General features: G+C 49.9%; 21 protein-coding genes. 12 read left to right on the plus strand and 9 right to left on the minus strand.

Annotation, left to right across the window (positions count from 1 at the left end):
• Positions 1-168 precede the first annotated feature (168 nt).
• A complete protein-coding gene (locus EVJ20_RS09345) occupies positions 169-1,362 on the plus strand; it encodes a DUF4317 domain-containing protein (protein WP_131457794.1) in 1,194 nt (397 codons plus the stop codon).
• 408 nt (positions 1,363-1,770) lie between these two features.
• On the opposite strand, the gene EVJ20_RS09350 is transcribed toward EVJ20_RS09345, so the two are convergent.
• Entirely contained in the window at positions 1,771-3,216 is a 1,446-nt protein-coding gene (locus tag EVJ20_RS09350; RefSeq protein WP_131466058.1) for a DEAD/DEAH box helicase, read from the minus strand.
• 290 nt (positions 3,217-3,506) lie between these two features.
• On the opposite strand from EVJ20_RS09350, the gene EVJ20_RS09355 reads away from it, so the two are divergent.
• Positions 3,507-4,589, plus strand: coding sequence for an alpha/beta hydrolase (locus tag EVJ20_RS09355; RefSeq protein ID WP_201740020.1), 1,083 nt, complete (start codon positions 3,507-3,509; stop codon positions 4,587-4,589).
• Positions 4,586-7,363 carry a glycoside hydrolase family 3 C-terminal domain-containing protein gene (locus tag EVJ20_RS09360; protein WP_131508008.1) on the plus strand — a complete coding sequence of 926 codons (2,778 nt, stop codon included), beginning with the start codon at positions 4,586-4,588 and terminating at the stop codon, positions 7,361-7,363. Before EVJ20_RS09355 ends, EVJ20_RS09360 begins: the two co-directional genes overlap by 4 nt.
• A gap of 36 nt (positions 7,364-7,399) precedes the next feature.
• Here the strand turns inward: EVJ20_RS09360 and EVJ20_RS15295 are convergent, their stop codons facing one another.
• From EVJ20_RS15295 to mntA, 3 genes are all read right to left on the minus strand, one after another.
• Positions 7,400-7,615 (minus strand): hypothetical protein, encoded by a 216-nt coding sequence (locus EVJ20_RS15295; protein ID WP_236633790.1) that lies wholly within the window; start codon positions 7,613-7,615, stop codon positions 7,400-7,402.
• A 233-nt stretch (positions 7,616-7,848) separates the two neighbouring features.
• The gene (hepT, locus tag EVJ20_RS09370; protein ID WP_070327990.1) at positions 7,849-8,256 is read right to left on the minus strand and encodes a type VII toxin-antitoxin system HepT family RNase toxin; all 408 of its coding nucleotides are present in this window, start codon (positions 8,254-8,256) and stop codon (positions 7,849-7,851) included.
• Positions 8,249-8,656, minus strand: coding sequence for a type VII toxin-antitoxin system MntA family adenylyltransferase antitoxin (mntA, locus tag EVJ20_RS09375; RefSeq protein ID WP_070327991.1), 408 nt, complete (start codon positions 8,654-8,656; stop codon positions 8,249-8,251). Before mntA ends, hepT begins: the two co-directional genes overlap by 8 nt.
• Before the next feature lie 129 nt (positions 8,657-8,785).
• Here mntA and EVJ20_RS09380 point away from each other — a divergent pair, with 129 nt between their 5' ends.
• From EVJ20_RS09380 to EVJ20_RS09395, 4 genes are all read left to right on the plus strand, one after another.
• Positions 8,786-9,277 (plus strand): LURP-one-related/scramblase family protein, encoded by a 492-nt coding sequence (locus EVJ20_RS09380; RefSeq protein WP_070327992.1) that lies wholly within the window; start codon positions 8,786-8,788, stop codon positions 9,275-9,277.
• A 13-nt stretch (positions 9,278-9,290) separates the two neighbouring features.
• Positions 9,291-9,833, plus strand: coding sequence for an NUDIX hydrolase (locus EVJ20_RS09385; protein WP_131508010.1), 543 nt, complete (start codon positions 9,291-9,293; stop codon positions 9,831-9,833).
• Entirely contained in the window at positions 9,805-10,377 is a 573-nt protein-coding gene (locus EVJ20_RS09390; RefSeq protein ID WP_131466066.1) for a DUF1349 domain-containing protein, read from the plus strand. Before EVJ20_RS09385 ends, EVJ20_RS09390 begins: the two co-directional genes overlap by 29 nt.
• Positions 10,378-10,584: 207 nt before the next feature.
• Complete coding sequence (locus EVJ20_RS09395; RefSeq protein WP_201740021.1) at positions 10,585-12,975, plus strand: carbohydrate binding domain-containing protein; 2,391 nt, start codon at positions 10,585-10,587, stop codon at positions 12,973-12,975.
• Positions 12,976-13,022: 47 nt separating this feature from the next.
• Here EVJ20_RS09395 and mprF read toward each other — a convergent pair whose 3' ends face one another.
• Positions 13,023-15,521, minus strand: a complete 2,499-nt coding sequence (gene mprF / locus EVJ20_RS09400; RefSeq protein ID WP_236636360.1) for a bifunctional lysylphosphatidylglycerol flippase/synthetase MprF — start codon at positions 15,519-15,521, stop codon at positions 13,023-13,025.
• A gap of 259 nt (positions 15,522-15,780) precedes the next feature.
• On the opposite strand from mprF, the gene EVJ20_RS09405 reads away from it, so the two are divergent.
• Positions 15,781-16,644: a DegV family protein gene (locus tag EVJ20_RS09405; protein WP_071398712.1), complete on the plus strand. Its 864-nt coding sequence runs from the start codon at positions 15,781-15,783 to the stop codon at positions 16,642-16,644.
• 47 nt (positions 16,645-16,691) lie between these two features.
• On the opposite strand, the gene EVJ20_RS09410 is transcribed toward EVJ20_RS09405, so the two are convergent.
• Positions 16,692-17,234: a histidine phosphatase family protein gene (locus EVJ20_RS09410; protein ID WP_131508017.1), complete on the minus strand. Its 543-nt coding sequence runs from the start codon at positions 17,232-17,234 to the stop codon at positions 16,692-16,694.
• A gap of 112 nt (positions 17,235-17,346) precedes the next feature.
• On the opposite strand from EVJ20_RS09410, the gene EVJ20_RS09415 reads away from it, so the two are divergent.
• A complete protein-coding gene (locus EVJ20_RS09415) occupies positions 17,347-20,226 on the plus strand; it encodes a DUF3427 domain-containing protein (protein ID WP_131508019.1) in 2,880 nt (959 codons plus the stop codon).
• Positions 20,227-20,246: 20 nt separating this feature from the next.
• Here EVJ20_RS09415 and EVJ20_RS09420 read toward each other — a convergent pair whose 3' ends face one another.
• The gene (locus EVJ20_RS09420; RefSeq protein WP_070328000.1) at positions 20,247-20,660 is read right to left on the minus strand and encodes a (deoxy)nucleoside triphosphate pyrophosphohydrolase; all 414 of its coding nucleotides are present in this window, start codon (positions 20,658-20,660) and stop codon (positions 20,247-20,249) included.
• Positions 20,661-20,902: 242 nt separating this feature from the next.
• On the opposite strand from EVJ20_RS09420, the gene mqo reads away from it, so the two are divergent.
• The 3 genes from mqo (at position 20,903) to EVJ20_RS09435 (ending at position 23,715) form a co-directional block, all read left to right on the plus strand.
• Positions 20,903-22,402: a malate dehydrogenase (quinone) gene (mqo, locus tag EVJ20_RS09425; protein WP_131508021.1), complete on the plus strand. Its 1,500-nt coding sequence runs from the start codon at positions 20,903-20,905 to the stop codon at positions 22,400-22,402.
• A 114-nt stretch (positions 22,403-22,516) separates the two neighbouring features.
• Positions 22,517-23,005 carry a hypothetical protein gene (locus EVJ20_RS09430; RefSeq protein WP_131441321.1) on the plus strand — a complete coding sequence of 163 codons (489 nt, stop codon included), beginning with the start codon at positions 22,517-22,519 and terminating at the stop codon, positions 23,003-23,005.
• A 14-nt stretch (positions 23,006-23,019) separates the two neighbouring features.
• Positions 23,020-23,715, plus strand: coding sequence for a hypothetical protein (locus EVJ20_RS09435; RefSeq protein WP_131441320.1), 696 nt, complete (start codon positions 23,020-23,022; stop codon positions 23,713-23,715).
• A gap of 30 nt (positions 23,716-23,745) precedes the next feature.
• On the opposite strand, the gene EVJ20_RS09440 is transcribed toward EVJ20_RS09435, so the two are convergent.
• Entirely contained in the window at positions 23,746-24,270 is a 525-nt protein-coding gene (locus EVJ20_RS09440) for a CarD family transcriptional regulator (RefSeq protein WP_016510581.1), read from the minus strand.
• 104 nt (positions 24,271-24,374) lie between these two features.
• A complete protein-coding gene (locus EVJ20_RS09445) occupies positions 24,375-24,809 on the minus strand; it encodes a MarR family winged helix-turn-helix transcriptional regulator (RefSeq protein ID WP_070328004.1) in 435 nt (144 codons plus the stop codon).
• Positions 24,810-24,882: the final 73 nt, after the last annotated feature.

Below are 24,882 nucleotides of genomic sequence, written 5' to 3' on the forward strand. Positions count from 1 at the left end.
GAAAGATTGAAATTTACGAAAATGAATCAAAAGATTAGAGAAGTTGAGGTCAGGGACATGAGACATGACATCAGACGTCCCGGCTTTAGAACTACTGACATACGCGTGAGCAACAACTATTGGTATAATGAAGTCGGTTTGTAGTCAAGAACGAAGGAGTTGGAACAGATGAATCAAAAAGACATCGCGGCAATCCGCAAGCATTTCAAGTTGAATGCGGAAGCGGTCAAAATCGCTGAAATTTATAATATTTACATCCGGCAAGACAGCAACGAGATCTTCCACGAAGAGATGCGGTCGTTCCCGTTTTTGGAGCAAGAGCACCAAGAGCTATTTTTGACGAGTTTTAAGAAAGTACTCGGCGGCAAGCTCGACGAGAAGCTGTTTGAAGTGAAGTTCGAGCACCCGGAAGCGGGTCAGACCGACCATACGCAGACGCTATTGTACAAAGGACTGCAGACAGAAGACTTAGAGGACTGGGCCGCCTCGATGCAGAAAATCGCGTTGAAGATGGTTCAAGACGCCCCGTTCGAGAAAGATGTCGTCGTCACGTTCATTCGTTTCCAATACAATAAACCGACGCGGCGTCATTCTGAAGAGACGGAAATCGATATGCGCGACGAGGTGTACACGTCACGGTTCATCCTCGGCAGCATCAACCAGACCGAACTGCCGAAACAGTCGCTCGTGTTCGACTTTATCGAGCGTGAGTACAAATCGAACGTCTTCATCAATCCTGTCATCAAACTCGACGCACCCGTCGGCGGCTTCTTGTTCCCGTGTTTCACGGACAACGCGGCCGACGTCAACCATGTCCTGTATGCGGCCCAGAAGGCGCATCAACCGGACTTCGGTTTTATCGAGCACGTGTTGAATGGCACAGAAATCGTGACGGCGGTTGAAGAGAAAGCGATGTTCGAAGAAGTCGTCAAAGCCGTCATCGGGGAAGAAGTCAACTTGGCGACGCTCGCCACCGTCTATGAAGAGATCAATTATTTGATCGTCGCGGAAGAAGAGCGTGAGGACGAGGACGAGACGGTCCCGATGCTTGACGCACGAGCGGTCGAGGTCGTGTTGAAAGCGAGTGGCGTCGAGGACGTGACGACGGAGAAAGTCGAGCAGGCGTTCAAACAAGTCGTCGATGATACGCAATACGAGATGAAGGCGAGCAGCGTCGTCCCGAAGTATACGTCGAAGTCGATTAAAATCAACACGAAAGTCGCGAATATCACGATCAGCCCGCAAGATTTGAAATACGTGAAGCAAGTGAACGTGAAAGGCAAACGATGTCTGTTAATCGAATTGGAAGAGGATACGGAAATCGAAGGATTCAAGTTGATCTCGGAAGAACTGTTCGACTAATTCATCTCGGCTGGACGAAATCCGTTGCACCCGACAGAGCTGATTGAGCATGTGCTCGCAGCGATTGTTCTCTTTACGATGTTATGTATTTCACGGGAAATGGTGAACGGTGATTCGCACGCTGGCTGTGCTCTGTATGCAAGGTAGAAGTGACCGGATATCGTGCGCGAAACAATACAGAGTTGAAATTTTTAGAGTGAGAGATGAAGGCTCAGGCGACATTGCCTGAGCCTTTTTTTGACAATCAGGTGAGGAAGGTTGAATTCAAGACGTGTTATCGGTATGATTCTGTTGAAAGCGTTCTCTCGAAAACATTATTTTTTTACGGTTTTTCGAAAGCGCTTTCGATAACGTGGTCAAAACACAAAAAAGGCTCGGAGAGATCAAACTCTCCGAGACCTGGATTGGTTATTTATGTGCTTTACTTACTTTTAGCTTTTTGCCTTTGATCGGTGTCGACTCCATCGCCTGAAGGACGAGTGAGCCTTTCCCGTTCAAGATGTCGACGTACGTCATCTGATCGGTGATCGTGATGATGCCGATGTCTTCGACTGTCACACCTGGGATTTTGGCGATCGTACCGACGAAGTCGATGGCACGAAGTTTTTTCTTCTTCCCGCCGCTGAAGTGAAGCTTCAGGATGTCTTGGTTGATGCGGGCCGTCTTGTTGTTACGGACGACGCGTCGACCGCTCAACTTCTCTTCGAACGCCGCTTTGCCGCGAGCGACTTGTGCTTCGGTCGGGGCGTCCATCGTCGGGATCTCGAACTTGATGAACGCTTCGATGGCGCGAACGAATTTACCTTCATAAGGAGTCGCGAGCGTAAGGGCTTTCCCTTTGTTACCGGCGCGGCCTGTCCGTCCGGTCCGGTGCACGTAGCTCTCTTTTTCCATCGGGACGTCGTAGTTGATGACGAGATTGACGTTATCGATATCGATGCCGCGTGCTGCGACGTCTGTCGCGACGAGGTAACGGAAGTTGCCCGTCTTGAACCCTTCCATGACGGCGAACCGGTCTTCTTGCTCGAGTCCACCGTGGAGCCGTTCACAAGAATAGCCGGCCTTATCGAGCTCGCTGTACACGGTGTCGACATGTTCTTTCGTCCGGCAGAAGATGAGACAGCTGTCAGGATTTTCGACGACAGTGATGTCTTGTAACACCGACAACTTGTCTTCATTGCGGACTTCGATCAAGCCGTGCTCGATCGTCGAGGCCGTGACGCCAGCAGACTCGATCGAGATGCGGGTCGGCTCGTTCATGTGTTGTTTACACAGACGCTCGATATCGTTCGGGAACGTGGCCGAGAACACCATCGTCACGCGGTCGGTCGGTAGCTTTTGAATGATGGCTTCGACGTCGGCGAGGAAGCCGCGGTTCAACATCTCGTCCGCCTCATCGATGATCAAGTACTTGATCTGGTCCAAGACGAGCGTTTCGCGTTCGATATGGTCCATGACGCGTCCCGGTGTCCCGACGACGATATGCGTCTTCTGTTTCAAGTCTTCACGTTGTTTTGAGAACGGTTCTTTCCCGTAAACGGCAGTCGCCTTGATTCGTTTGAAGCGGCCGATGTTCGTCATGTCTTCCCGGACTTGGACGGCGAGCTCGCGTGTCGGTGTGAGAATTAACACTTGTGGTTTGTTTTCTTCCCACGCGATCATTTCAGTGATAGGAATGCCGAATGCGGCCGTCTTGCCGCTTCCGGTCTGTGCTTTGACGACTAAATCTTGGTGCTCAAGTGCGAGCGGGATGACTTTCTGTTGCACTTCTGTCGGTGCCACGTACTTCATGATACCGAGTGCGCGTTGGATGTCTTCACTTAAGCGGTAGTCCGCAAAGTTTGGTTGATTCATATGTTTACCTCGTTTTCGTGTAAGAAACTTCTGTTGTAGAAATTTTCATTAGCAATTTAGTTTACGTCTCATTATACACGAAAGGGAGCGGTTCGTCGTTCATCCGTGAAATCGAGCGAGAGCGAAGGGGGAGAGGTCGAACTGACTTTTACCGTCTAACGCTAGTTACGTCAACACTTCACCGATGATACTGTCGAATTTGAAGCCGTGTCTGAAAAAGTAAGATTTAAGTCAACAGGTAAAGTTGTCATCAGCAAGGTAGCGGTGATTGAGAAAGGAGCATTCAGTTCATGTCGACTCAAAGTAACTCATACGAACGGTTAGTTGACGAGTTAAGTGCAGTACATATTCGTGAGACGATTGATGGCGTCGAGACGACAATCAAACCGATCCCGGACTTAAACAAACAAGGCGACCTCGACCCGCGTGTGTTGGCGAACAAAAATCAACACGTAACGGGCGATGAGACACCGGCACCGTTTGACCTTGAGGCCGTCCGCGCAAGTATGGGCTGGCCGAACCGTGACGTGACGACACGTCCGATCACGACGGAATCAATCTCGATTCCAAGTCTTGAAGGCGACATCCCGGCCCGACTCTATCGGCCCGAGTCAGACGAGCCGTTACCGGCCGTCCTGTTCTTCCATGGCGGCGGCTTCTTTGGCGGGACACTCGATACGGTCGAGAACCCGTGCAAAGCGCTCGCTGAGAAAGCGAACGCGGTCGTCGTCTCGGTCGACTATCGGCTCGCGCCGGAGCATCCGTTCCCGGCTGGCTTACATGATTGCTTTCAAGCGATCAAATGGGTATACGACCAGGCCGATGAGCTCGGGGTGTTGCGAGACAATATCGCCGTCGCGGGCGACAGTGCCGGGGGAAATTTGGCGACCGGCTGCTGTTTACTCGATCGTGCGCAACAGACGAGCATGATCAGCTTCCAGGCACTCATCTATCCGGTCGTCAATTTAGGTTCGGTCCCGACAGATGATTACGCATGGGACATCGCACAATACGATATCCGACATCATCACGACTTGATTCGCGGGATGGTGCTAGCGCTCAGCGACGCGGATTCGATGTTCAACAACATTTATTTACAAGGTGCGACCGACGTGACGCATCCGCTCGTATCGCCCTTGTTGGCGGACGACTTGAAGAACCTCCCGCCCACGCTTATCATGACGGCGGAGTACGATTATTTGCGCTTAGAAGGCGAGGCGTATGCGCGGAAACTCGCGCGCGACGGCGTGAAGACGAGACTGATCCAATACCGAGGGATGGACCACGCCTTCATCGATAAAATCGGGGACTATCCGCAAGCTGAAGACTGCATGAACGAAATCGCAAACGAAATGAAGGAGCTGACCACATGAAACATTACACATTGAACTGGGATACGTATAAACAACTGGCGCGAACGGCGGTCGCCGAAGGGGCTGTCCTCTTAAAGAACGAACAGACGCTGCCGATCCAGGCGGGGACGACCGTGTCCGTGTTCGGTCGCAGCCAATTCAACTACTATAAGAGCGGGACCGGCTCAGGAGGGATGGTCAACGTCTCCCACGTGACGAGTCCGCTCGAGGCGCTCCAAGCGAGTGAAGGCATCCAGCTGAACGAGTCGCTCCTTCAGACGTATGAGGCGTGGGTCGAAGAAAACCCGTTCGACAAAGGTGTCGGCTGGGCCGGCGAACCGTGGTCACAGCCGGAGATGGCCGTCACGGACGCGCTCGTCGCGGAAGCGGCAGCCAAGTCGGATATGGCGCTCATCATGATCGGGCGTACGGCGGGTGAGGACCGTGACAACACGGCCGACCCGGGCAGCTACTTGTTGACCGAGATCGAGAACGAGTTGATCGAGAAAGTGTCGAAGGCGTTTACGAAGACGGCCGTCGTCTTGAACGTCGGCAACATCATCGATATGAAGTGGGCGACGGACTATGAGCCGAGCGCGATTCTTTACGCATGGCAAGGGGGATTAGAAGGTGGGACCGGGCTCGTCGATGTACTCACAGGCAAAGTCAGTCCGTCCGGCAAGTTGACAGACACGATCGCCCGGTCGATTGACGACTATCCGTCGACGAAAAACTTTGGTCACGCCGACAAAGGAATTTATCAAGAAGATATTTATGTCGGCTATCGCTATTTCGAGACGTTCGCGAAAGACGAGGTGCTCTATCCATTCGGTTTCGGGTTGTCGTACACAAGTTTCAGCACGGAAGTCGTTGAAGCGAGCGAACAGAACGGTTTGATTACGATCAACGTCGCGGTGACGAACACCGGGGCAGTTGAAGGGAAAGAGGTCGTCCAGTTGTATGTCGAGAAGCCGCAAGGCGTCCTCGGTAACCCGGCGCGCGCCCTCGTCGCGTTCGATAAGACAGGTCTGCTTGCACCAGGAGAGCGGCAAACGCTCGAATTCTCCGTCCCGGTCACGGACTTTGCGAGCTATGACGATCGTGGCGTCACCGGACACGCATCGAGCTTTGTCTTAGAAGCCGGGACGTACCGGATTCATGCTGGGACGGACGTACGTTCAGCCGTCGCGGTCTTCGACTATGAGCTCGCCGAACTACAAGTCGTCGAGACGCTCAGCGAGAACATGGCGCCGGTCACACCGTTTGACCGCATCAAGCCGGTCGCAAGCGGCCAAGGATATGAAGTCAGCTACGAAGCAACACCGCTGCGCCAGGTTGACGTTGAGGCACGTTATCTCGCCGAACGTCCGATGCAGCGCCATCAGACAAGCGACAACGGCTTGAAGCTGACGGACGTCTATCACGGGAAAGCCGAGCTTGAGACGTTCCTCGACCAGTTGACGGATGAGGACCTCGCCTGCATCGTCCGCGGACAAGGTATGAACTCACCCCGCGTGACACCAGGGACGGCCGCCGCGTTCGGCGGCGTGTCGGACCGTTTGAACGAGCTCGACATTCCGGCCGCTTGTTGCGCGGACGGTCCGTCTGGTATCCGGATGGACATCGGCACGAAGGCGTTTGCGTTGCCGAACGGGACGCTGTTGGCGTCAAGCTTCAACGTGGCGTTGATCGAAGACCTGTTCGAGATGACGGGACTCGAGATGCGGAAAAACCGCGTCGACACGTTGCTCGGACCAGGGATGAACATCCATCGTAATCCGCTCAACGGACGGAACTTCGAGTACTTCTCGGAAGATCCGCACGTGACGGGCAAGATGGCGATCGCCCAGTTGAACGGGATGCACCGCGTCGGCGTGACCGGTACGCTCAAACACTTCAGCGCCAACAACCAAGAAGCGCACCGCCACGACATCGACTCGGTCGTCTCGGAACGGGCGTTGCGCGAGATTTATTTGAAAGGGTTCGAGATGGCGGTCAAAGAAGGTAAGGCGACGTCGATCATGACGACGTACGGTGCCGTCAACGGCGTCTGGACGGCCGGGCTATATGATCAGAACACACGTGTCCTTCGCGACGAGTGGGGCTTTGAAGGCATCGTCATGACCGACTGGTGGGCGAAAGTGAACCACCATGAAGATGAGCCGGCGAACCGTCAGAACACGGCGGCGATGGTCCAGTCGCAGAACGACTTGTACATGGTCGTCGACCGTCCGGATACGAACTCGTTCGACGACAATACGGGAGCGGCACTCGCTGCCGGTACGTTGACGCGGGCGGAACTGTTGCGGAGTGCGGCGAACATTTGCCGCTTTGTCTTTAAGTCTCCGGCGATGGAGCGTCTGCTAGGGCTTCATGACGGTTCAGTCGAAGTGATCGGACTCAACGAAGAAGCAGGACAAGCGATTGATTTCGATGTGACGTATCAGCATCTCGCGAACGGTGAGAGCGTCAGCTTACTTGATGCGGACACATCGACGGGAAACACGCACGTCTTCGCCGTATCGGTCGATGAGACGGGCACGTACGACGTGACAATCACGGCCCGTTCGGAAGCAGGAGAGCTCGCCCAGATGCCGGTGACGCTATTTGCGAACAACATCCCGGGTCCGACGTTCACGTTTAACGGAACGGGCGGGGAATGGGTGACGCAGACGAAGCAACTGTTCTTCTTGAACCAACACAACTACTTGCAACTCTATTTCGCACTCGGTGGCCTTGACGTGAAAGACATCACGTTCACGCTCGCTGACTCGTTCAGCATGAAGAATGGATAATTGAAAAACGCCGTCTCGGAAACGAGGCGGCGTTCTTTATATGCGTTCAAGTGATTTTACGGCGTGACGTAACGTCTCGGCCTCTTCATTCTCCCATCCGTTCCGGTCGATCGCGTTGAGAAGCTGGTATGTCGTTTTGATGAGGGCCTGTTTCAGCTCTTCGATCAATACAGTTCCCATGAGCACGTGACGTGTATCACTGCCTACGTATAGGAGTTCGGCCTCTGTCGCGTTCACTTTTCTCGCAATCACATCGTCTCGTCCGTCCATAAAGGAGAATGAATACTTTTCGTGTAGTGGCGCGGATAAAAGGGCACGACAACTGTCAATCCACCATTTCAAGACGATGACGACAAAATCGGACCATCCTTGGCCAGGGAAATATATATAAGAGTCAATAATGAAGGAGATATCACCGACGATTTGAGTTTCATAAGTTAAAGAGTCGACATTTAGTTCGATTGAGATTTGTTCGCCCATGACTGTCACAGATCTAATTGGAGAATGATTTTTGTGAACGTTTTAAAATCATCGATGTGCTTTTCGAGAATCGCTTCAAGAATTTCGAGTTGGAGTGCTTGGTAGTCGTGGACGGCGATATTACGGAATCCGACCATGTTCATGAGCGTCTTCGCTAAGGCACTATCAATGATACCTGCTTCCTCGAGCATGATGAACCCGTCCCGGCTCGCTTTGGGTACGCCCAACTTCTTTTGACTGACTAGGTACATCGCGATATCGATACTCGCTTCACAGGCGCGTTGGATGTTGAGAATGATACTGTCTTGCTTCGTGAAATCGTTTAGGTGATCTGGATTATCGTCATACACGTCATGGATTCGCTGAAGACAGCGCTCGATTGTCGTCACTTTGTTCAACACAACATCATTCATCGAATACACTTCCTCTAGCTTTGATTTCTTTCAAGACGATGTCTCGTTGTTCGTTCAATTCGGCATACATCCGAAAGGCTTTCATCTGTTGTCGCGTAAATTCGTTCTGATCTTGAATCGATAATGGAACGCCCTCTGAGAAAATTTGCATGGCAAAGACGGTGTCGACTTCACGGATATCGATCAAGTCGACGTCTCGCCCGCATAGAAGCGCTAATTCGCTCGCCAAGGCAAAGCGATTATATGGTGAGAGTCGCTTCTGACCGAAGTATGCTAAATCGACATCACTATCCTCACGATCTGTTCCTTTGGCGAATGACCCGAATAACAAGATGAAATCAGCGTCGGTCTCACGTTGAATCGTTTCAGCGACAGCTTGTTTTACTTTTTCAGAAATCAATCTCTCACCTCCTCATCTCATTATACGCCCTGTTGTGTCGGCCTGAACATTCATTCCATCAGAAAAAATGAACCATAGTCGGGTATATACTCGTATAGAGGACAACAGACATAAATTGGAGGGATGACGATGAACACGCTTTACATGAAACAGAAAGTCTTCAGCTTGCGCGGACGGTTCACGATCAAGGACGCGGATGAAAACGATATGTATTTCGTCGAAGGGAGCTTTATGAAGCTGCCGAAGTCGTTCACCATCTCGGACAAGGATGGGCGGGAGATCACGACCATTACGAAAAAGACATTCAGCTTCTTACCGAAGTTTTACGTCGACGTCGAGGGTGAGGAGACGATGACGATCTCAAAAGAGTTCACCTTCTTCAAACCGCGTTATACGATTGACGCAGCAGGGATTGAAATCGATGGCGACTGGTGGGATATGGACTTCGAGGTGACACAGAACGGGCAAGTCATCGGCAGCGTCCAGAAAAAATGGTTGTCATGGGGCGACACGTATGAGATTCAAGTGATCGATGAGACGATGGAGCACATGCTCATCTCGATCGTCGTCGCCATCGATTGTGTGAAATCAGATCAAGCGGCAGCGAGTGCGGCCACATAAAGGGGATGGAACGATGGAGTTTTGGGACGTCTATAACGTTGACCGAGAAAAGACAGGGCGGACGTGGCAGCGGGGCAATCGTCTCGAGAATGGCGATTACCATCTTGTCATCCACGTCTGTATCTTTAACAAGCAAGGACAGATGTTGATTCAACAGCGCCAACCGTTCAAAGACGGCTGGTCGAACATGTGGGACATCACGGTCGGCGGCAGTGCCACGGTTGGCGATACGAGTCAACAGGCGGCGATGCGCGAACTCGAAGAAGAGATTGGATTGAAACTCGACTTATCAAACACGCGTCCGCATTTGACGGTCAACTTCGACGAAGGATTTGATGATATCTATCTCGTCGAAACGGAAGTCGATCTCGATAGCTTGACGCTCCAGGAATCAGAAGTCCAGGCGGTGCAGTGGGCGGACGAGACGACCATCCTCGACATGATTCGGTCAGGAGAATTTATTCCGTATCACGAACCGATGATTCCACTTCTGTTCGCGATGCGAGGCCAATGGGGAGGGATCAATCATGTGGCAGCAGTACACGTGGATCAATGAGCCGAGAGCAACAGACGTACAGGAGAGACTCACCTTCCAAACAGAAGCCGACACCGACTTTTGGCGGAACACCCATTATGGGTTCAACCGGATGACGGCGCACGCCTTGGTGAAGGACATATCGGCCAAGCGCTTCACGTGCCAGGCAACGATTGAGATGAAGCCGAGCCATACATACGACCAGGCCGGCATTTTGTTGTATGCGAATGACGACCATTGGCTCAAGACGTCGGTCGAGTATATCCCGGATGGACCGTCACACCTTGGGGCCGTCGTCACGTCCTTTGGTTACTCGGATTGGTCGACGCGGGACTTTTCGAACGAAGAAGTGAACGGACCATTGACGTTCGAGCTCGTCTACACAGACGGTGATGTCGAGGTGTTCTTCGAATATGGGGACGGCAGGCGTGAACAACTAAGAATCGCCCATCTCCATGACGTGTCGACGTTACGCGTCGGACCGTACGCCTGTAGTCCGGATACGGAGGCGCTTGGATTCAAAGTCACGATTTCAGATTGGACAGTCATCGAAGAATTGACCTAATTCATAGGTTGATTCTTTTTTTCTTTATTTCATTTTCATTTTCATTTCACTTCAAGAAAATGGTTGAATCTAGGTAGACGAAAAAAATATAATAGAACTAACGAAAGCGCTTTCGGAAAACGCTTTCAATTTGGTGCGTAGCTTTAGAGTTGAGGCAGGGACGGTTTTCGTGTGTCTGCCTTCATTTATGTCAAAGGAGGGATTTTGATGAAGAAATGGGTAGCACTTGCTCTCGGTACCGGACTTGTCTTGTCAGCCGCACAAGGCGCATCTGCCGAAAAGCCAGAGAAAAAAGACAATACGAAATGGAAGCTCGTCTGGGCGGATGAGTTCAGCAAGAAAGAGATCGACCAGGCAAAATGGAATTTCGATACGGGGAACTGGTTGAAAGATAACGACGGTAATCCGGTCGCACCGGGTTGGGGAAACAATGAGAAGCAATTTTATACGGACAAAAACGAAAACGCTTTCGTAAAAGACGGCAAGCTCGTCATCCGCGCCAAACGGGAACAAACGATGGATGAACTCGGGACGTATGACTTTACTTCGGCGAAGCTGACGACGAAAGGCAAGTTCAGTAAAACATACGGTCGCTATGAGATGCGGGCAAAACTACCGACAGGGAAAGGCTTGTGGCCGGCGTTTTGGATGTTGCCGGAACAAGACCGGTACGGTGCCTGGGCATCGTCTGGCGAAATCGACATCATGGAATCATGGGGCAGCCAGCCTGACAAAGTCGCTGGGACGATTCACTATGGCGAGAACTGGCCGAACAACAAATATACAGGCAAAGATTATCACTTTGAAGAAGGTGACGGCATCAATCAATGGCATACATATGCCGTCGAGTGGGAGCCTGGCGAGTTGCGCTGGTACGTTGATGGAGAGCTCTATCAGACGCAAAACGACTGGTACTCGAAAGGGTTGAACCAGGCGACGAAGTACAGCTACCCAGCGCCGTTTGACCAAAACTTCTACCTCGTGATGAACTTGGCCGTCGGCGGTTGGTTTGACGGGGATGTCGATGCGACGACACCGTTCCCGGCCGAGATGGAAGTCGATTACGTTCGTGTCTTCGATTTGAAAAACCGCGATTACCGTGAAGCAGTCGAACCAGTCTATACGGACGAAGAAATCGTATTGCCGGACGGAGCGAAACAACCGTCTGAAGACGGAAACCTCGTCTACGACCAAGATTACACGGAGCCGATCACGACCGTGACGAACGGTTCGCAAGCGCTCAACCCGACGTACTGGAACTATGTGGCCTTGCCAGACTTTGGCGGCGTCGGGACGGTTGATGTCATCGAACAAGCAGGCTCACGCTTTGCTGATGTATCAATCACTCAAGCCGGCAGTCAGCCGTATTCGCACCAATTGATTCAAAACGTCTCGCTCGGTAAAGGCGGACACTATAAAGTGACGTTCGATGCGAGCGCCGATTCGGCCCGCTCGATCGCCGTGAAAATCGGCGGCGGACCAGACCGCGGTTACGCGAAATACTCGGATGAAGGTTCATTCGATTTGACGACAGACGTACAGACATATTCGATGACGTTTGATATGACGGAAGACACGGATCTCGCGGCGCGTCTCGAGTTCAACATGGGACTTAGCACGTCAGGCGTTCAAATCGGGAACGTCCGTGTCGAACAAGCCGAACGTGCAGCACTTGACCCGAACGCGACGAAACCAGCGCTCGGCGACGGGAACTTGGTCTACAACGGAACGTTTGACCAAGGCGCGATGGACCGCTTGACATACTGGCAGTTCGACCCGGGCGCAACGAAAGGGACGGCTACAGTTGACGAGAAGTTGCGTCACTTCAAGTTCGTGACGAACCCGAAAAAGGGCGAACCGGCAACGCTCGTCCAAAACGGGATTCAACTGACGGAAGGTCATGACTACGTGTTGCGCTTTAAAGCGAGAGCGGAACGCATCAAAGCACTTCAAGTCGGTTTGAATGGAGCGGACGGCAACGCGTATCTCCCGCTTCAAGACGTCGCGTTGACGCGCGAGTTTGAAACGATCGAGATCCCGTTCACGATGGGACAAGCGACGGACCTGTTGAGCCAGCTCCAGTTCGTACTCGGTTCGGCGAAAGGCTCAATTGAGCTTGACGACGTCAAACTGTTCGATGTGACACCGATCGCGATCGACCCGTCTCCGCTGAAGAACGGATCGTTCACGGACGGGTTGACACATTGGGGCTCTTACGTGCACTTCGATGCGCAAGCCGCGGTTGAAGCGGTGAACGAAGCCGCTCAAATCTCGATCGGGCAAGAAGGACAGGAACCTTGGAGCGTCTTGCTTGAGCAAGGCGGTCTTGAACTGCACCAGGGACAGACGTACGTCGTCCGTTTCGATGCTTCTTCGACAGTCGCGCGCAACATGGAAGTGACGGTCGAGAACGCGGCGTATACGCGTTACTTGAGCCAAATCGTTCAAGTCGGACCTGAGACGAAAACGTATGAGTTTGAGCTCACGATGGGTCAAACCGATATGACAGGATTGAAATTCTTGCTCGGACGCACGGACGGTTCACCGCTCGGTGCGCACGATGTGACGATTGATAATGTCAGTGTGACAACGAAATAATGTAAACAAGGAGCGTCTCGACATTTTCGAGGCGCTCCTTTCGCGTGTCATTGAACGTTTTTTCGACTGATCAGCCGGGCCGTGCGCAACAAGGAAGGCAGGAGCGTCCGTCGTTGCCGGAACGCCAAGTAGCGGCCTTCCCACGTCGGTTTGAACTTGTTCTTAAATTGCCTTAACCCACTGAACGGATAAATGTAGCTGATGTTCTCGAAGATGTCCGCCGCGATCCGCTCGGGCCAGTAAGCGAACGTATGCTCACCGACCGATGCGAGTGGGGCGACTCCGAGCCCGACATCGGCATATTCATTCTCCCGCGCCCACTCGATTACGTGAAGAATCAGTACTTCGATTGAGCCGGGCGGGGCGTCACAACACGAGCGCATTAAGTCAATCGATACGGTACCATGCCCGCGCAGCAGCGTGATGAAGGCGACAATTTGCCCATCGACGTCCTTCAGCAGCGCCGTCGGATAATGTGATAGGGACTGCTCGTTGAAAAATCCGAGCGAGAAGCCTTTCTCACTGCGATTACCGATCCATTCTTCGGAAATATCTTTTAACGAGGTGATGATCGCCTCGTTCGGTCGCGTGATCACGTCCACGGTAAAGCCTTTTTTTATGAACTGGTTGTTTAGGGAGCGCATGTTCGCGCGCTTTTTACCTGTCAGTGAGAACGTATCGACATTGATCGTCGCCTCTTCGCCAAGCTTGAAAAACGTGAAGCCAGCGTCATGCAGGCGCGGCATCCAGTTCGGTGTGGCTTGATAGAACAACGGGACATAGCCGAGATGGTCGGTCGCCTCAATGAACTGAATCAACAGCTCGGAGGCGGCACTCGTCTCACCTTGTATGTCTCCTAAAACGATTGCGTGATTACCAGATAACGCGAACAGCAGGCAGGCGTTGTCATCAGGGCCATAATAGACGCGCTTGTCATTCATGTAAGCCAAATCAAACGTGTGTGATGTCGCATGCGTCGTCTGGAACCGTTCAAAGCGCACCGGTTCGAACGCCTCACCAAGACGGGGACGTTTCAGACGGTTAAACAAGACAAACAGGACACTCAATAGCAGGCCTGATATCATGACAGCGCTCACGCTTAACAGGGCGGCTTGATCCGGTTCAAAGAAAATCGTGTCGCTTTGACTGAATGACTGGAGCAAAATCGCATGTGTCCCGACATATAGACTGACATACAACACGTTTCGGAAGAAGCGGCTGATGGTCAGGATCGAGCGATACCGCGTGTGCTGGTTTCGGGTCAGCCAAACGAACAAGGCAAATCCGACCACGACCAACGCTTCAAACAAATTGAACCCGCGTGCGAATATACCAAGCGTCGCGAAGAAGAACGACACAGCCGTGATCCACAGCACCCGTTTCGTGCGGATATACATGCCGTAGGTGCTCACTAACGTCAGGAGTCCGGCAACGAACAGACAAAGCGTCCCGACCCATTGCATCCAAGGGGCTGTCACATAAAGCGGGGCCACACTCGGGAGCAGCGTTTGAAACCAGAGGACGAGACTCGTCATCAAAGCGATCAGACTGCCGGCGATCCGACCGGTCTTGGCGAGTGTCCGCAACACGGTGCGCCAGACGACCGTCCCGATTTCATACGATGAGCCGATGATCGGTTTGTATTCGATTTGTTTGACGACCTGGTCCCCGAAGGCGATCGCGGCTAAAAACAAACCAATCATGAACGGGACGATGAAGTAGACGAACCGATAGACGATCAAGGACGACAACACAATCTCTTGGTTGATGCCGAGCTGCGTCATCCCGACCAAATACAATAGATCAAATGAGCCGGCTCCGCCTGGGACGAGTGAAACGACCCCAACGATTGTGGCGACGATGAATACGCCCAGCATACTAGCAACCGGGGCGTCCCCGCCGAGGAGATACAAGGCGTACAAGGCGACGAGTCCTGCTGTCACCCATTCCGCGAATGATGTGGCGATGTAGCCGAGTAACGTCGACCAGCTCAAGTTCGATCGTTTGCGGGTCATATAGATGTAAAGTGGCAAGACGGCTAGCGTTGCCAGCAATATGGGCCAAATCCACTGCTTCGTTGATATCAGCATTGTGGCCGGAAATAGGCCGGAGAGGACCCCGATCGACAGTAGAGACAGTCCGCTGATCAGCGTCGGTGTCATCCAACCGATAGCCCGGAGCAGTCGCAATGTATCCGTGTACGGACGATACAGCGAGGTCCTGAGCGCGATGCCGATGACGCCGCCGAACCCGAGCATGCCGTTCATCGAGTTGGTGATCCAAGCCGCACGAAGCAGCTTATGGACCGGGATATGAACGTTCAATGAGCGGAGTAAAAAGTAGTCGTATCCGGTCATCGTCAGGACGGCGAGCAAGCCAAGAAGGATCAAGCTGGATTGTTCGAATCCTGTCAGTTTTTCTAACGCCGAGAAGGCGGCTGCGAGCGATAAGTTTTGTAGTTCTTGCCCGCTCTGATAAAGAATCAGGCCAATCAATAGGAATGGAACCAACCATTTCAGCTGCTTCCAAGAAAGTCGTTTTTGCATCATGTCTTCTCCTTACGGCTACAAGCTTAGTGTTAGCATTACATGCTGTTTTGCATGTGAGGAATAGTGAGTCCTATAGTGTATACGACCCGAATTCGCACATCGATTCAAAAACATGAATAAGTCGCACATTGAGCCTAGTAAAAAAACATCAAACCCTCTATATTTGGTACACTAAAGGTGTCCTGTCTTGACGTCTTAATCGACGTAGTGAACTAGGACGATTCCCGTCACCTTAGGAGACAATTTGGAGGATACTATGATTAAATTACTAGCCGACTCAACTTGCGATTTATCAGACGACATTTTAGCAAAATATGATATCGGTGTAGCTCCGCTCATCATCACGATGAACAATAAGTCGTATGAAGACCGCGTCGATATTCAGCCCGATGAGTTTTACGGAATGTTGGAAGCGCTACCGGAATTTCCGACGACGGCGATGCCGAGCCCGGCGACGTTTTTGAAGCTGATGGAAGATGCCGTCACGGCCGGCCATCACGAAATTTTATGTATCTGCATGTCGAGTGGGACGAGTGGTTCGTATCAATCGGCCGTGCTCGGCAAAGAATATTTTGAAGAGGCGCATCCGGATTCGACGGTGAAGATTCATATCGTCGATTCCCGTTCGATGAGCCACGGCAGCGGTTGGTTACTTATGAAGAGCGCACAGATGCGTGAAGCGGGTGCGACGTTCGAGGAACTCGTCGACTTCAATGAGGCGTATAAGATGAAAGTGAAACACTTCTTGTCGGTCGACGACTTGGATCATTTGATCAAGAGTGGCCGCATCTCGAACGCGAGCGCGATCATCGGCAAGCTGTTGATGGTCAAGCCGATCATGAGCATGAAGAACGGGAAAGGTGCCATCGTCGCCAAAGAACGCGGAACTCGGAAAGTGCTCAAGCACTACACGGACGAGTTCATTAAACGCTACGACAAAGACATCACGAACTTCATCATCATCGGTTATACATCGGACCAGAAAATCGCTGAGAACTTGAAAGTGAAAATCCAAGCCGAATCGGACTTCGAAGGTGAGATTTATCTGATGCAGATGGGTGTCTCGGTCGGGACGCACGTCGGTCTAGGTGCGATCTCGATGTTCTTTGTGGAAAAGTGAAGCAGTGAAGCCGTCTCGTGATGAGACGGCTTTTTCTGTGGATAACGTTATCCACAGGCAGGGTCCGACCAGACGCGTTTGACTGAAAAAAAGTTATCCACAATTTCCAACTGATAGACGTCCGGATTACTAAGATTCCGCCACGTCTCGAAATCAAACTGGTTATCCATATGTTGTAACAAGAGCGCGAGCAGATTGCCGTGCGTCACGAGAATCGTCGAACTGTTTGTTTGAGCGACGACGTCCAAAATCCGAGCAGTTGCGTCTAGGCCCGATTCAGCTTCGGGTAACTTGAACGAAGGGTCGTCGAACGAGTGGCGGAGTAGGTCGAACCAATCAGCCCGTGGTTCGAGCGAGAGGATGCGCTCACGAAGCTTCGGTTCCTGTTCAATCGTTAAGTTCCGCTCGTTAGCGACAGGTGTGATTGAAGCGACGGCCCGGACGTAATCGCTTGAGATGATGCGCTCGATCGAGATGTCTTGAAAGAAAGCAGAAAGGTCGAGCGCTTGCTGTTCACCGGCTTCCGTGAGCGGAGCGTCCGGCTCTTGACCGGTGGCCGAACAGTGACGGACGAGGTAGATGGTTGGCATAGTGGATTCTCCTTGATCATTTTTGATGAGAAGATAATAATGAAATATATGTAAAACGATTTCATGTAATAGGAATTATTTCAATTTATTATAATTCAAGATGGAGGATTAAATGAGCCATTTTACAGACCAATTAAAAAATTCATTGGAAAAAGGGTTTCTTGATAAGAATCATCATCATATCAGCCCATTTAAACCAGAGCTACTCGTCAATGAGAAGAGCAAGCGGCAAGACGTCTTAACTTCTTTGACGGATGAGTTAAAAGTATGTCGGTCCTTTTTATTTTCTGTCGCATTCATCACCGAATCGGGGTTAGCGACACTAAAATCGACGCTCTTCGACTTACATGAAAAAGGAATTCGCGGAAAAATCATGACCTCGACGTATCAATTCTTCAACCAACCAAAAGTCTTTAAAGAACTACTTAAGCTTCAAAACGTTGAGGTCCGCATCGCCGAAGTTGAGGCGTTTCATTCAAAAGGTTACATTTTTCAGCATAATGAATACTACTCATTAATTGTTGGAAGTTCCAATCTGACGTCTGGAGCGTTAAAAACGAATTATGAATGGAATGTAAAATTGACATCTCATGAGAATGGGGAAATTGTTGAACACTTTTTACTACAATTTGAGGACATGTGGAATGAGTCGATTCCGCTGACGGCAGAATGGATTACGGCGTATGAACGAGTCTATCGTCCGATCTTCGGTGATCGGGTTGCCGAGTTTCCAAGTCGGTATGATGTGAATCGAATCGAAGACGCGTTACGAGTAGAGCCGAATTCGATGCAGCTCGCTGCCTTAAACGGAATCGAAGCAGTTCGTGCCCAAGGAAATCAGCGTGCCCTCGTCGTTTCCGCTACAGGTACAGGAAAAACATATTTAGCCGCTTTTGATGTACGCCGTTATCATCCGAATAGAATGCTGTTCGTCGTTCACCGAGAGCAAATTCTTCAAAAAGCAAAAGCAGATTTTCAAAGAGTAATTGGCGGGAAAGACGAAGACTTTGGTATCCTTTCGGGTTCAAGCCGAGCAACGAATGCTAAATATATGTTCGCAACGATTCAAACGATTTCAAAACAAGAGACGTTGAATCAATTTGACCCGGATACGTTTGACTATATTTTGATTGATGAAAGTCATCGCGCCGGTGCGAATACGTATCAACGAATGATTGAGTATTTTACACCGCGATTTTTACTTGGTATGACGGCAACTCCTGAGCGTTCGGACGGATATGACTTGTTTAAACTGTTTGACTACAACATTGCGTATGAAATCCGATTACAAGAAGCGCTTGAAGAAGATATGCTGTGCCCGTTTCATTATTTTGGGGTGACAGACCTTGCGGTGAGTGGAAATCAAGTTGAAATGGATATGTTTAATCAACTCGTTTCATTAGAGCGAGTTACACGAATTGTGGAAAAAATTGATTACTACGGATTTTCTGGAGAACGTTTGTGCGGATTGATGTTTTGTAGTTCAAAACGAGAGGCAAAACGATTATCTGAAGAATTGAATCGGCGTGGATTTAGAACTTGTGCATTAACTGGAGATGATTCACAAGAGAAACGGCGACTTGAAGTTGCGAATCTTGAAGAAGGGCGCTTAGATTATATTCTGACAGTTGATATCTTCAACGAAGGAATTGATATTCCAAGTATTAACCAAGTCGTTATGCTTCGTCAGACAGAGTCGAGTATTGTTTTTGTTCAACAGTTAGGACGAGGATTGCGCAAACATGACTCGAAACGGTATGTCACAGTAATCGATTTCATCGCAAACTATAAAAATAACTATTTAATTCCGGTTGCTTTATCGGATGACCATTCTCAAAATAAAGATTCGATTCGACGGAAAGTGATTGATCGTAGTTATATGTCTGGAACATCGACAATCAATTTTGAAGCAATTGCAAAAGAACGTATTTATGAATCGATTAACCAAGCAAGATTAACGGATTTAAAAGTATTGAAGGAAGCCTATCAAAACTTAAAGAACCGTTTAGGCCGTACACCAATGCTTCTTGATTTCATCGAAAATCATTCGATGGATCCAATTGTCGTGGGAACGAAAAAGGGGCACTATGGAGAACTGTTAAATACAGTAGAGCGTGATCTTCCGAATCTTCCACATTCTCATTCGCAAGTATTATTGATGGTGACTCAAGAGTTATTATCAGGGAAACGAGTTCATGAAGTTTTGTTGTTACAAGCACTTCTACACCGGAAGACAGTGACAAAACAAGAGTTTATGAACTTGCTACTTGAACAAGGCGTTCGTTGTGATGAAGCAACGTTGCAATCTTTAGAGAATGTATTATCGTTAGGCTTTTTCAAAGATGCAGATCAATTGAAATACGGAGGTCACCCGCTCATTACATTGGAAAATGAAGCGTATCAGTTGTCTTCGCACGTACAGTCGCTATTAACAAATGAATGGTTCTACCGCTTGTTTAACGACGTGTTACAGTCTTCGCTCGCAAGAAGTGAGCGTTACGATCAAACTAAACCTTTGACAAGACTTGAGAAATATACGAGAAAAGATGCGTGCCGGCTTTTGAACTGGGATAAAGAAGAGCAATCAACGATATACGGCTACAAAGTTAAACATCAAACGTGTCCGATTTTTGTAACGTATCATAAAGGTGAAGACGTGGAAGCAAGTGTGAACTATGGAGATACATTTATCAATCCTGAAGTATTCCATTGGTTTACGAGAAGTCGCAGAACAACTAAGTCAGAAGAAGTTATTAAAATTGTAAATTCGAAACAGCGAGACATCGACGTTCATCTGTTTGTGAAGAAAGATGACGATGAAGGTGGAGATTTCTACTACTTAGGAGAAGTGACCCCGGATCTGGAATCAGTTCAAGATACGACAATGCTGAATCAAGATGGACAGGAATTGCCCGTAGTAACGATGAATTTACTTTTACAGGAAAGCGTCGATCAACAAATCTACGACTACCTTCATGAACAAACGCATTGAAAAAAGCCGAGACGTGTTTTTTACACGTTCTCGGCTTTCGTCGTTTGATTGATGACGTCATTTACGGCAGGGATATCTGCTGGCGCCCAGACGAGGGAATGTAAGTTTTCTCGTTTCAACCAGATCAAAGCGTCATGTTCCGTTGCAACCGGAGTGCCTGACTTCAATTCAGCACGCAGTGAAATTAATTGAATGATAAACGTCTCATATTCATGAACGTGTTCATTAATCACTTCATGTGCTGTGATTTCACAGTTTAACTCTTCAAGAATTTCTCGCTCAAGTGCTTCTTGTAGATTTTCACCAGCTTCGACTTTCCCACCAGGAAACTCCCACATATTTGAGATAAGCATATCGGTTGAGCGAAGTGCGCACAAAATCTCTTGGTTCTCATTTTCGATTACAGCTGCTACAACTTTTACTTTTTTTTTCATACTTCTGACCTCGCTCTGTTCGTTTAGTTGCCTTCATCATACCATTCGAAACAAAGTGTGACGTCGGCGATTTCCGAAGTGTAAACTCGATAAAAAGTTTCATCTCTATTTTCACTACTTAACCCTTATCTTTCATCACAAAAGCGTTATAATCAGTATAACGATTACAAAGAAACGATCGGCGAATGGGGATTTACTGAATCGTTTCATACACAAATCCAGGGGAGAAGGATGGGGTTTTCATGAGCAGTGTCCAAAAGAGAACAGACGTCATTTTGATTGGTGCGGGAATTATGAGCGCGACGCTCGGGTCGCTCTTTAAAGAGCTCGTACCGGAGTGGGAAGTCAAAGTGTTCGAGAAGCTCGCAAGCGCAGGGGAAGAGAGCTCGAACGAGTGGAATAACGCAGGAACGGGGCATGCCGCCCTCTGCGAGTTGAACTATACGACCGAGAATTCGGACGGCACGCTCGACATCTCAAAAGCGATTAACGTCAACGAGCAGTTCCAAATCTCGCGCCAGTTTTGGGCGCATCTAGTGAACAAAGGATTGATCCAACAACCGGAAGACTTTATCCGCTCGATCCCACATATGAGCATGGTCCAAGGGGAGAAAGATATCCGGTTCTTGAAGAAACGTTTGGAAGCGCTAACAAATAATCCGTTGTTCGATGGTATGGTCTTATCGGACGATCCGGAGCAGTTGCGCGAATGGATGCCGATCGTCATGGAAGGTCGCACGATCGATGAGCCGATTGCCGCGACGAAAATTGACTCAGGGACGGACGTCAACTTTGGCGCGCTGACGCGGGTGCTGTTTGACCATTTGACGAATCATGATGTCGAGGTCAACTACAAGCATAGCGTCGAGGACTTGACACGGTTGCCAGACGGGCTATGGGAAGTGAAAGTGAAGGACATCGAGGCGAATACGATCGAGACGCATACGGCGCCGTTCCTCTTTATCGGCGGCGGTGGCGGCAGCTTGCCGTTGTTGCAAAAGACGGGTATCCCGGAGTCGAAGCATATCGGCGGATTCCCGGTGAGCGGGTTGTTCCTCGTCTGTAAAAACCGTGACGTCATCGAGCAGCACCACGCCAAAGTATACGGCAAGGCGAAAGTCGGCGCGCCGCCGATGTCGGTGCCGCATCTTGATACACGTTACATCGATGGACGGAAAGAGCTCTTGTTCGGACCGTTCGCCGGCTTTACGCCGAAGTTCTTGAAGACAGGCTCGAACCTCGACCTCATCCAATCGGTCAAACCGTACAACGTCGTGACGATGCTTGCGGCCGGGGCGAAAGAGATGCCGCTCACGAAATATTTGATCGAGCAAGTGCTCTTGTCGCACGACAAGCGGATGGACGAGCTCCGTGAGTTCATCCCGACCGCGAAAAACGAGGATTGGGAAATCGTCGCCGCTGGTCAGCGTGTGCAAGTCATCAAAGACACGCCAGCAGGCAAAGGCACGCTCCAATTCGGGACAGAAGTCGTCAGTGCGGAAGACGGTTCGGTCGCGGCGCTCCTCGGTGCGTCACCCGGTGCGTCGACTGCCGTCCACGTCATGTTGAAAGTGCTCGAGCAGTGCTTCCCTGAGCAGTTGCCGGAATGGGAGCCGAAGATCAAGGCGATGGTGCCATCGTACGGCGTCTCGCTCTCAGACCATCCTGAGCTGTTCAAGACGATCCACGAATCGACGGCAATGGCGCTCGGCTTGAAAGAAAAGGGTGTCGTGCACAATTGAATCGGTTGAAGCGAGAATGCGAAAATATTCTCGCTTTTTCTTTTGAATTGCAACATTAAAAACCATATATTGGTTATAAATAAAAGGTGAATACCATCATGTAGGAGGTAGAGGATGGATAAAATCAAGCTTACACAGTGGGAAAGAAAAAAGTATGGTGCTTATCTCGAACACCTGCGAAAATATCCGGACAGTTACGAGTATTGTGTCCTCCCTCATTACGAAGACTATATGGAGACGGCGAAGACGGAATGCGTCCAAATGGGTGATTGCTATGCTGTCCTGATGAAACAAGGGGATCATTATGTTTTGGTCGCCATATTGTTTGATGTCGAGTCGGAAGTCACAGAAATATTGGAGTGGCTAGATCATACAGAAGTCCGGTGCCTTACGCCAACAACGGAGACAGTGATCGTTCGAGACGCATCCGAGATCTTGGATGAAGTAAAGTTCAAAGGGCAGCCGCTTTTGCTGATTGAGAAAGGGACTCAAACATTTTTGATTGATCCAGAAGACTTGAACGAAGTGACGGAAGCTTATGACCAGTACAACAAGATTAACAATACAGGATTAGCTGAAGATGTGACTTTACAGACTGATTGAGAGGAGACCGGGGCATGTGTTCAGTTGAAGTGTTAAAAAGTTGGGTCGAACGTGCGCCCCATCCCTACTATTTCCGACCGTTCGTCAGTAAATCCCCGAGTTCAAAAGGCAACGTCTTCATCGTTGGCATCAATCCAGCGACGCCGATGCATAAGGACGACTTTGCAAGTGCTGAAGAGTATATCGATACATTTTGTCATCGAGAGCAGTTTTTGGAGCGCGTGAAGATGATTCGCCGTTCGCAAGGGAAGACGGACTTATCACGCACGCGGATCGGCTTGAATAAATTTGTCGAAGATTTAGAGCTGAGGGCGAATGGAGAAGTTGAAGTGATTGAGACGAATATGAACGCCTATCCGACGAGACGAGCGAAAGATTTGCTTAGCGTAAATCCTGACTTGATTCAGTATGGGAATCGAGTGTTCCGAGAATTGTTATTCACCTATCGACCGAAAGTAATTATTGTCCATAGCAAACAGGCACTCGGCGAACTGCTCGATTTGCTTGAAGAGGAGCACATGGTTCCACGTCAGACTTTCAATCGAAACCTTCGACTCTGCGACTGGATTGCAAAAGGCCCGATTCCATTTACATACCGTGACGGTGGAATCGGGACGGTGCTATGCTCGAAGCATTTTATGTACCACGGGAACTTAGGGATGAGCTTCCAACCGTTGAAGGAACAAGTGTTACAGGCGTTCAAACAATAAAAAAAGACCGCTTCATATAGAAGGGTCCAATCAAGTGGCGGCAACAGGTTCAGCGCTCAAATAAGCGGCAATCTGTTGATCGATGACTTCTTCCGACAAATGAAGCGCGAGTGAAAGTTCTTTCACAAGAATCGTTTTAGCGTTTTCTAAAATCTTACGATCCTGTTCATATAACTTTTTGTTCAACGAAACTGCTTCGGTTTGTCTCCGAGCAAGCGTGTTGATGACTTGAGCGATATCGTGACGGTTGCCCGAATGAACGACATGCAAGAATTCGCGGTTCCGGTTATTCGGATGGGGATTCCATTCGACACCAGGAGAGCGGAACGATTCGAGGATCTCTTTTGCTTCTTTAGCTTCCAAGAGTGTCAACATCATGACTTTGTCACTATCGACCGGAATACTGATCTGTAGCTTCTGCGCGTTGTTGATTGGATGGAGCGTATAGTACGACTTCGTCTCACCTGCGACCGTCATATCGGAAATTTCGTCAATGCGACAAACTCCGTGGGTCGAATAGATGATTAAATCATCAATTTTGAACAAATCGATCACCTCTTCCTAATATCCATTATAGAGGTAATTGATGTAAATTGTCAACCCGGTTGACATTGAAGGCCGCACAGACGGAAAAAACCTCTTCTTATGATGAGAAGAGATCACAGTTTCCAGTCGGTTTGGAGCAACGTCTGCAATTGATTAAACGCATCGTCGCCAAGTGTCGTGGCAATTTTTTGTTCGAGATCGGCTTTTAGCGCCTCGTTTTGTTCATAACAGCGGATACCGAGGTCGGTCAGCTGAATGCATTTGTCTTTTCGGCTCGTCGGGTGGTCGGTCACCGTGACGAGCTCTTTTGTCTTCAAGTTCTTGATCAGTTTATGGATCGCCTGGCGTGACACATGGACGTTCCGTGTCACTTCGGAGATGGTCGGATTCTTTCGGTAGATGCGGGCGAGGATGTACCATTCCGAGTTGGAGATGTAAATATCATGTTGTTCGTTCCATGCCCGTTCGCTAATGCGTCGGATTTGATCGTGGCGCTCACCGAGCAAATCCAAAAGGTGCGTTGGCGTAAGTTGTTCGTATGGAGTCAAATTGGTCACTCCTATTCTGTTTTGTCGTTCCTAACTATACAAAAGCGGATAGGGCGCGTCAATGCGCTAGTAT

The sequence above is a fragment of the Exiguobacterium sp. SH0S1 genome, from assembly GCF_004337165.1.
GTDB lineage: Bacteria > Bacillota > Bacilli > Exiguobacteriales > Exiguobacteriaceae > Exiguobacterium > Exiguobacterium aurantiacum_A.

Excerpts from the sequence above, each read along its gene's own strand:
- mprF (WP_236636360.1), bottom strand. The coding sequence starts at position 15,521 with ATGCAAAAACGACTTTCTTGGAAGCAGCTGAAATGGTTGGTTCCATTC.
- EVJ20_RS09415 (WP_131508019.1), top strand. The coding sequence starts at position 17,347 with ATGAGCCATTTTACAGACCAATTAAAAAATTCATTGGAAAAAGGGTTT.
- EVJ20_RS09385 (WP_131508010.1), top strand. The coding sequence starts at position 9,291 with ATGGAGTTTTGGGACGTCTATAACGTTGACCGAGAAAAGACAGGGCGG.
- EVJ20_RS09345 (WP_131457794.1), top strand. The coding sequence starts at position 169 with ATGAATCAAAAAGACATCGCGGCAATCCGCAAGCATTTCAAGTTGAAT.
- EVJ20_RS09420 (WP_070328000.1), bottom strand. The coding sequence starts at position 20,660 with ATGAAAAAAAAAGTAAAAGTTGTAGCAGCTGTAATCGAAAATGAGAAC.
- EVJ20_RS09395 (WP_201740021.1), top strand. The coding sequence starts at position 10,585 with ATGAAGAAATGGGTAGCACTTGCTCTCGGTACCGGACTTGTCTTGTCA.
- EVJ20_RS09360 (WP_131508008.1), top strand. The coding sequence starts at position 4,586 with ATGAAACATTACACATTGAACTGGGATACGTATAAACAACTGGCGCGA.
- EVJ20_RS09355 (WP_201740020.1), top strand. The coding sequence starts at position 3,507 with ATGTCGACTCAAAGTAACTCATACGAACGGTTAGTTGACGAGTTAAGT.
- EVJ20_RS09350 (WP_131466058.1), bottom strand. The coding sequence starts at position 3,216 with ATGAATCAACCAAACTTTGCGGACTACCGCTTAAGTGAAGACATCCAA.
- EVJ20_RS09380 (WP_070327992.1), top strand. The coding sequence starts at position 8,786 with ATGAACACGCTTTACATGAAACAGAAAGTCTTCAGCTTGCGCGGACGG.
- hepT (WP_070327990.1), bottom strand. The coding sequence starts at position 8,256 with ATGAATGATGTTGTGTTGAACAAAGTGACGACAATCGAGCGCTGTCTT.
- EVJ20_RS09435 (WP_131441320.1), top strand. The coding sequence starts at position 23,020 with ATGTGTTCAGTTGAAGTGTTAAAAAGTTGGGTCGAACGTGCGCCCCAT.
- mqo (WP_131508021.1), top strand. The coding sequence starts at position 20,903 with ATGAGCAGTGTCCAAAAGAGAACAGACGTCATTTTGATTGGTGCGGGA.
- EVJ20_RS09390 (WP_131466066.1), top strand. The coding sequence starts at position 9,805 with ATGTGGCAGCAGTACACGTGGATCAATGAGCCGAGAGCAACAGACGTA.
- EVJ20_RS09405 (WP_071398712.1), top strand. The coding sequence starts at position 15,781 with ATGATTAAATTACTAGCCGACTCAACTTGCGATTTATCAGACGACATT.
- EVJ20_RS09430 (WP_131441321.1), top strand. The coding sequence starts at position 22,517 with ATGGATAAAATCAAGCTTACACAGTGGGAAAGAAAAAAGTATGGTGCT.
- EVJ20_RS09410 (WP_131508017.1), bottom strand. The coding sequence starts at position 17,234 with ATGCCAACCATCTACCTCGTCCGTCACTGTTCGGCCACCGGTCAAGAG.